The sequence below is a fragment of the uncultured Cyclobacterium sp. genome, from assembly GCF_963976465.1.
In the GTDB taxonomy this organism is placed as follows: Bacteria; Bacteroidota; Bacteroidia; order Cytophagales; family Cyclobacteriaceae; genus Cyclobacterium.
On sequence record NZ_CAXBOC010000259.1, the window covers coordinates 1 to 7,752 of the forward strand.

7 protein-coding genes and 1 pseudogene are annotated in these 7,752 nt (G+C 39.0%); 7 read left to right on the top strand and 1 reads right to left on the bottom strand.

Going from position 1 to position 7,752, the window contains the following annotated elements; translation table 11 throughout:
• Positions 1-349, bottom strand: a 349-nt coding sequence (locus AAC037_RS14650) for a carboxypeptidase-like regulatory domain-containing protein (RefSeq protein WP_339903682.1), incomplete at its 3' end; no start/stop codon positions are given.
• A gap of 543 nt (positions 350-892) precedes the next feature.
• On the opposite strand from AAC037_RS14650, the gene AAC037_RS14655 reads away from it, so the two are divergent.
• From AAC037_RS14655 to AAC037_RS14685, 7 genes and pseudogenes are all read left to right on the top strand, one after another.
• Positions 893-1,522, top strand: coding sequence for a hypothetical protein (locus tag AAC037_RS14655; RefSeq protein WP_339903683.1), 630 nt, complete (start codon positions 893-895; stop codon positions 1,520-1,522).
• 63 nt (positions 1,523-1,585) lie between these two features.
• Entirely contained in the window at positions 1,586-4,039 is a 2,454-nt protein-coding gene (locus AAC037_RS14660; protein WP_339903684.1) for a heavy metal translocating P-type ATPase metal-binding domain-containing protein, read from the top strand.
• A complete protein-coding gene (gene ccoS, locus AAC037_RS14665) occupies positions 4,030-4,212 on the top strand; it encodes a cbb3-type cytochrome oxidase assembly protein CcoS (RefSeq protein ID WP_339903685.1) in 183 nt (60 codons plus the stop codon). Before AAC037_RS14660 ends, ccoS begins: the two co-directional genes overlap by 10 nt.
• 1 nt (position 4,213) lies before the next feature.
• Complete coding sequence (gene ccoN, locus AAC037_RS14670) at positions 4,214-6,346, top strand: cytochrome-c oxidase, cbb3-type subunit I (protein WP_339903686.1); 2,133 nt, start codon at positions 4,214-4,216, stop codon at positions 6,344-6,346.
• 11 nt (positions 6,347-6,357) lie between these two features.
• On the top strand, positions 6,358-6,549 hold the full coding sequence (locus AAC037_RS14675; protein ID WP_014022899.1) for a hypothetical protein: 192 nt from the start codon (positions 6,358-6,360) through the stop codon (positions 6,547-6,549).
• A complete protein-coding gene (locus tag AAC037_RS14680; RefSeq protein ID WP_339903687.1) occupies positions 6,536-7,462 on the top strand; it encodes a cbb3-type cytochrome c oxidase N-terminal domain-containing protein in 927 nt (308 codons plus the stop codon). The genes AAC037_RS14675 and AAC037_RS14680 overlap by 14 nt, the downstream gene beginning before the upstream one ends.
• 61 nt (positions 7,463-7,523) lie before the next feature.
• Positions 7,524-7,752, top strand: a pseudogene (locus AAC037_RS14685) (cytochrome c oxidase accessory protein CcoG); the annotation flags it as partial.

Sequence of the window (7,752 nt, forward strand, 5' to 3'; positions counted from 1 at the left end):
AGGTCACGTTCAGGATACTTTGGTCACCTATTTCTATTGATTTTGAATTGAAACCAATGAAGGAGAAAACCAATGTAGACTGTTCAGGTACTGATATGGTGTAATTACCATCGATGTCAGTGGCCGTACCTAGGCTGGTGCCCGGGACTGATACGGTTACCCCGGGAATGGGTTCACCATTTTCATCGGTAACCTTACCAGAAATGGTTACATCAACAAGATTAAAGGCCTCGCTTGCAGGAATTTCAGCTTTGGAATCGGCAGCCTTAATAGGCCCCAATTGTAGCCCCAAGAGAAGCATACAAAATAGCGGGAACCAGTAAAATGTAAAAGATTTTCTTTTTTTCATACTGTTGAAAAGGTTAAATATTAGTAGATGGATTATTATAATAATTCAATTGGGCTGTAGTGTGAAATATTGATTATGGTATTTCTTGTTTTGATTGGGTAAAAAATAATTCTCTCCGATTTTATCAAAATTAACTGTGGTTAAAGCTTTAGGTGGTCAATATAATATTTATAAAATATAAAACTTATATTTATCTAAAAAATTGATTAAAAAAAAAACTAAAAATCTTTAATTTATTATATTTAATAATTATTGTAATTTTTGATTTTATTATAATCTAATTTAGATGATATTGTTTAGGTATGTTTAAGACTTAGTTAATGAAGTTTTGGTCTTTATTTAAATACCAGGTAATCTCATTTTTAAATGAGCCATGGTGGGGCCCACTTGATAAGTGAGGTATAGGGATTGGCTAGTACGAGTAGTTTTGATTATTAGTGCTGGCTCAATCAATTAAAACATGACTTTTATCATGTTTACACCTTCTTATAGTCAAGTTTGCTTTGGTATTTGAGGATTAGCTTTGTAGAAAATAAAAGGTATATGCAAGCCAAGCTAGAAACACAATTTGCCTTCCCAAGTGAATTAATCACTTCTTATCAGGAAATGCCTTTGCCTGAGGGGTTTAAAATCAATTTGGGGGCTAAACCAGATAATAAAACATTTCAAATAACGGCGAAACCGGTACTTTATACTGCCCATCTGCCAAGAGTTCTTGATTGGTTACATGGCCTAGATCAGCCTAGCCTATTAGAGAAAGAACCATGCGATACTCCGGTACTTTTGTTTGATAAAGCATTATCATTTGAAAGGCTCTTATTCCATTATGATGGGACACCTGCCTCAGCTAAGATCATCAAGCATTTTCTCCACTTGTTTTCAGTAAATATTCAGGAAAGTAAAGCCACCATCATTTCACCTGCTTTTATTCCTAAATCAAAATTGAAGGAAGAACAAGAAATCATCCAGGAGGTGGCCGATCATACTGCAGAAACCTCATTTATAAAATTCAATTTCGATAGAATTGGGGATTTTTGGTCTTACGCTGTCAAACACCAGAAAACATTGTTGGTAACCACCAAAAATAATCAATCTGATTTGGCAAAAGTACTTTTTCATTTTTATAAAGGAGGATTATGGTACGATAAATTGTCATTTTATCTGGCTTTATAATTTGCTGTTTTTAATAATAATCGTTATGTTTTTTCTTATATTAAAGGTTTAACTTATCTGAAAATGGAGGAAATGCCAGTTAGAATAGAAAAATCCAAAATTGTCAGCTGCTTTCATTGTGGGGAAGGCTGTGAGGATGAGTTACTTGTGCGAGATGAAAAGAATTTTTGTTGCACAGGTTGCCTGACTGTCTATGAGGTGTTGAATGAAAATAATTTATGTGATTATTACGACATAGAAGTTACTCCGGGTACAAATCTGAAAGAACAAGAAATTAGAGACAATCGATTTGATTATTTGGATGATGAGGATGTAATCAACAAACTGATTGACTTTAGAGATGAGGAGCAAACCCATGTTACTTTTACAATACCCATGATCCATTGTGCCTCTTGCATATGGCTTCTAGAAAACTTATATAAACTTGATCCTGGAGTTACTTTTTCCAGGGTTGATTTCATAAAAAAGAAAGTTCAAATTAAATTTTCGTCCAAAGAGACCAGTTTAAAATCAATAGTTAAATTACTTTCTCGTATAGGCTATGAACCTAGAATTAACCTTTCCGATTTAGGAGAAGAAAGAGGTTTGAAAAGCGATAAAAAACTAATTTACCAATTGGCAGTTGCTGGGTTTTGTTTTGGTAACATGATGTTTTTTAGTTTGCCCGAATACTTTTCAGAGACAGAATTATTGGGCAATGGATTCAATCACCTTTTTAATTATTTGAATATCCTATTGGCTCTTCCTGTTGTTTTTTACTCTGCAACAGATTATTTCCGCTCTGCCTGGTTGGCCGTAAGAAATCGTTCGGTTAATATGGATGTGCCCATTGCATTGGGAATCATTAGTTTGTTTACTTACAGCCTGTTCGAAATTTTTGTTACCGGGCAAGAAGGTTATTTGGACACCCTTGGCGGGTTGTTATTTTTCCTCTTGGTGGGTAAATATTACCAACAAAAAACTTTTGATACGCTTTCATTTGACCGAGATTACAAAGCTTATTTTCCTATAGCCATTACCAAAATGGTCAAAGACCGTGAAGTAGTAATTCCTTTAACCAAGTTAGATGTAGGAGATATTGTAAAAGTGAGGAACGAGGAACTGGTTCCTGCAGATAGCCTATTGTTGGATGCCAAAGCTTCCATTGATTACAGTTTTGTGACGGGTGAGGCGATCCCTGTCCCTGTCAAAAAAGGAGAGCTAATATATGCGGGAGGTAGACAGAAGGGGGGAGCTATCAAGCTTGCCGTTCAGAAATCTCCTTCTCAGGGCTATTTAACAGACCTTTGGAACCATGATGCATTTTCTAAAGAAGAACAAAAAGATTCACTGGCATCCTTGGCCAACCAAATCAGTGGGAAATTTACTTTCACGGTACTTTTTATAGCATTTGGGGCACTGATTTACTGGGGTTTTAGTGATGTTTCGATTGGGGTAAAGGCCTTTACTTCTGTTTTAATTATTACGTGCCCATGTGCACTGGCTATGTCTACTCCATTTACATTGGGGAACGTGATGCGGATATTTGGAAAGGGTGGCTTTTACTTAAAGAATACCCAAGTGATAGAGAAATTAGCCGGTATAGATAGTCTTGTATTTGACAAGACAGGTACCCTGACAGCTCCCTCCAAGGCAAAAGTAAGCTACCAAGGTGAAAACCTTTCTGAGGTATCCAAACGAATGATTAAGGCTTTGGTGAATTACTCGGTACATCCGTTAAGCAACAGTATAAACCAGTGGTTAGGAAATATTGACCCGGTGCTATTACATGAAGTGGAGGAAATCCCCGGAAAAGGATTGCAAGCTAAGTATAAGTCCAAAACCATAAGTTTAGGTTCTGCATTATTCTTAGGAGTTGGGCCTACAGACAATGCTGGTAATATGGGCAATGAAGTGCATTTGGTGATTGATGGGATGTATTGGGGTGTTTTTAGAATTGCCAGTAGCATTCGGGAGGGGATAGAGAAAATGGTCCCTGATTTAGCGAATTCCTATGAGGTACATTTACTTTCGGGAGACCACAATCATGAAGAGCAATATTTGAAAAAAGCACTGGGAGAAAATGTCTCCATGCATTTTCAGCAATCCCCTAAAAGTAAATTGGCACATATCCGAAACATGCAAGAGGACAGAAAGCGTGTGTTGATGGTAGGTGATGGACTCAATGACGCCGGAGCCCTCAAGGCAAGTGAGGTTGGGATTGCCGTTACTGACAATATCTCTCATTTTAGTCCTGCAAGCGATGGGATATTGGATGGGGGGAAGCTTAATCATTTGCCAGATTATTTGGATTTTGCTAAGACCGGTCGAAAGATTATTAAAGCCAGCTTTGGTTTAAGTTTTACCTACAATGCGGTAGGAATCTTTTTTGCTGTTCAGGGATTGGTAAGTCCGGTATTATGTGCTATTTTAATGCCTGCTAGCAGTATTTCTGTGGTTTTGTTTACAACAATTGCCACCAATTTTCAAGCGTATAGAAAAGGATTAAACGATAAAGAGATGATTCTATGGAAGTGATATTTGTTCTGATAGGTATAAGTTTAGTCATGGCCGGAGGCTTCTTATGGCTTTTTTTCAAAGCGATGAAAGGGGGCCAGTTTGATGACCAACATACACCTGCGATCAGAATACTATTTGATCAAAAAACGAAAAGTAAAGCAAATAAAAAACCACCTAAAAAAAAGAAGTGATATGTCAGGAACGACACTTGAAAAGTTTAGTTACGATAATAAGATCGTAAAATTCTTCGGGGCAGCCACCATGATATGGGGATTGGCCGGAATGCTGATAGGCTTGCTTGCTGCCACCCAGCTATTCTTACCCGAAGCAAATTTAGGCAATCCTTATACGACCTTTGGAAGGATAAGGCCCCTTCATACGAATGCGGTAATCTTTGCCTTTGTAGGAAATGCCATTTTTGCTGGCGTTTATTATTCAATGCCTCGTCTATTGAAGGCACCTATGTGGAATAAAACCCTAAGCTGGATCCACTTTTGGGGATGGCAGGCCATAATTCTCTCTGCAGTAATTACGCTTCCCTTGGGGTTAACTTCATCCAAGGAGTATGCAGAACTTGAATGGCCTATAGATATTGCCATTGCCGTCATTTGGGTAGCATTTGGTGCCAATATGATTGGCACGCTGATCAAGCGGCGTGAAAAACACATGTATGTTGCCATTTGGTTTTACCTGGCTTCATTTGTAACTGTAGCAGTGCTGCATATTTTTAACTCCCTCGCTTTGCCGGTATCATTTATGAAAAGTTACTCTGCTTATGCCGGAGTGCAAGATGCCTTGGTACAATGGTGGTATGGACACAATGCCGTAGCATTTTTCCTTACTACACCTTTCTTGGGCTTAATGTACTATTATTTGCCAAAAGCAGCCAATAGGCCTGTGTTCTCTTATAAGCTCTCTATCGTCCACTTTTGGTCCCTAATTTTCCTTTATATTTGGGCAGGCCCACATCACCTTTTGTATACCGCATTGCCTGAATGGGCTCAGGTTTTAGGTGTAGCCTTTTCAATCATGCTACTTGCTCCAAGTTGGGGTGGGATGGTGAATGGACTGCTCACCCTAAGAGGTGCATGGGATAAGGTTAGAGTGGACCCTGTCTTAAAGTTTATGGTGGTAGCTGTGACAGCCTATGGTATGGCTACCTTTGAAGGGCCTTTACTTTCTATAAAAAGTGTAAATGCCATTGCCCATTATACGGATTGGATTGTCGCTCACGTGCACATTGGTGGACTAGGGTGGAATGGATTTCTAACTTTCTCCATGCTGTATTGGTTATGGCCAAGAATGTGGAGAACCAAATTATTCTCCGTTAAATTAGCCAATACCCACTTTTGGTTGGGAACCTTGGGGATATTGTTTTATGCCTTGCCAATGTATGTGGCAGCCCTCACCCAAAGTTTAATGTGGAAAGAATTTGCAGATACAGGTCGTTTGGCTTATCCTAACTTCTTGGAGACGGTCATTCAGATTGTGCCCATGTATATGCTTCGTGCTTTTGGAGGCTTACTCTACCTGGCTGGTGCCATATTAATGGTGTACAATTTGGTTAAAACTGCTGCTGCAGGATCCTTCTTAGAAGAAGAAGAAGATGAAGCTCCGGCTTTAGCAAAACACGTGGAAGAAAAGAATGAATTCTGGCACAGGGCATGGGAAAGAAAGCCTGTATTTTTTACCATATTGGCTACAGTAGCCATCCTAATTGGTGGTATTGTAGAGATTATACCTACCATATTGGTGAAGTCTAATGTGCCTACCATTAGTAGCGTTCAGCCTTACACTCCGCTAGAATTGCAGGGAAGAGATTTGTATATTGCCAATGGTTGTGTGGGATGTCACTCGCAAATGATTCGTCCATTTAGGTTTGAAACTGAGCGATATGGAGAATATTCCAAAGCAGGAGAATATGTTTATGACAGACCGTTTTTATGGGGATCCAAACGTACCGGTCCAGACTTACATAGGGTAGGGGGGAAATACCCAGATAGCTGGCACTATCACCATATGGTAGATCCAAGGAGCATGTCACCGGGTTCTTTGATGCCACCTTACCCTTGGATGACCACCAATATTATGGACCATAGCAATATTGGAGCGAAAATTAGAACCATGCAAAAATTAGGCGTACCCTATGAGGAAGGTTATGATGAAAGGGCTTTGGAAGACCTGCAAAGTCAGGCCAAAAAAATTGCTGGAAATCTAAAAGAGTCAGGTATAGAAGTTTTACCGGATACGGAAATTGTAGCCTTGATTTCTTACCTACAGCGATTAGGAACTGATATTAAAAAAGGTGGATCCGGAAACGAATAAACTAGAAAGAAATGAAAAAAAATATTTTAAGTTCAATGGAGAATATTGAGATCTATCCAATCATTTCCTTATTGATATTTGTTATTTTCTTTATCGGAATGTTTTGGTGGGTCTTAAAAGTAGATAAAACTTATGTGGACCACATGAAAGAAATGCCACTCAATGATGAACCTCAAAACGATAAGTCGAATGAAAAACTTTAAACTGATTGGAGTCACCCTGATGTGTTTATTTATGGCAGTGCCCGGCTTTGCCCAAGAAGCAGAAACCAGCTTCTTGGCCCAAATGCAGCAGCTCGATAGCAATACTTTGCTATTACTAGCCATAATTACTGTCGTTTTGCTTGTCATTGTGATCATTGTGGCAGTGATGGTTTATATGCTGTCATTCCTAATGACATTAATGAGAAAGGAAAACCCTGCTTTGGCAGAAGAACCTTCTTGGTGGGAGTCGTTCAAGACCAAATATGTGGTTGGTAAAGTGAAACCAATTGCTGAAGAAAAAGATATTCAACTTGACCATAATTATGACGGAATTGTGGAATTGGATAATTTCATGCCTCCATGGCTAAAATATGTCTTTTACCTAACGATTTTCTCAGCGGTAGTTTATTTTTTGAACTACACCGTTTTAGGTATAGGTAAAACGCAAATTGAAGAATATGAGGCATCTTTGGAGGAGGCGGCACTTGAAGCGGAAGCAAGGGGAGCTATGATGCTAACTTCTATTGACGAAACCAATGTAGAACTAGATACATCTACCCCAGCTTTGGCCGCAGGTGAGGAATTATTTGCAGGAAATTGTGCGGCCTGCCATGCCATGGACGGTGGAGGTGGAGTTGGTCCAAACTTAACTGATGAGTATTGGTTACATGGGGGAGATATTAAAAGTGTCTTTACGGTAGTTAAATATGGTGTGGTTGAAAAAGGAATGATTCCATGGCAAGATCAATTAAGCCCTGAGCAAATGCAGCAAGTATCAAGTTATATTTTGTCCCTACAAGGAACTTCACCGGCCAATCCAAAAGAACCTCAAGGAGAAAAATATGAACCCACTATCGAAGAACCGGTAGATGCTTTGGGTGAGGAAGAGTTGGGTGTAGAACCTGCCGAATAAAGCCAAAAGGTCGGGTTTGAAGCTTTTTCAGACCCGACATTTATCATAAAACAAGAGAATCATGGCTGTAAGAAATGAAAATCTAAATCCGGATAAGTTCAGAGATGCCCTTGGCACTGTGAATCAGGATGGAAAAAGACATTGGGTTTTTCCCAAAAAGGTTTCCGGGAAATTTTATCAATACAGGACCTATTTATCATGGTTACTCCTTGGGATTTTGTTTGCAGGACCTTTCATTAAAGTGGATGGTCGACCTTGGCTACTATTCAATATTTTTGAACGTAAATTCA

Bases quoted from the DNA above. Each gene is read 5' to 3' on its own strand.
- AAC037_RS14680 (WP_339903687.1), top strand. From the start codon at position 6,536: ATGAAAAACTTTAAACTGATTGGAGTCACCCTGATGTGTTTATTTATG.
- AAC037_RS14675 (WP_014022899.1), top strand. From the start codon at position 6,358: ATGAAAAAAAATATTTTAAGTTCAATGGAGAATATTGAGATCTATCCA.
- AAC037_RS14655 (WP_339903683.1), top strand. From the start codon at position 893: ATGCAAGCCAAGCTAGAAACACAATTTGCCTTCCCAAGTGAATTAATC.
- ccoS (WP_339903685.1), top strand. From the start codon at position 4,030: ATGGAAGTGATATTTGTTCTGATAGGTATAAGTTTAGTCATGGCCGGA.
- AAC037_RS14660 (WP_339903684.1), top strand. From the start codon at position 1,586: ATGGAGGAAATGCCAGTTAGAATAGAAAAATCCAAAATTGTCAGCTGC.
- ccoN (WP_339903686.1), top strand. From the start codon at position 4,214: ATGTCAGGAACGACACTTGAAAAGTTTAGTTACGATAATAAGATCGTA.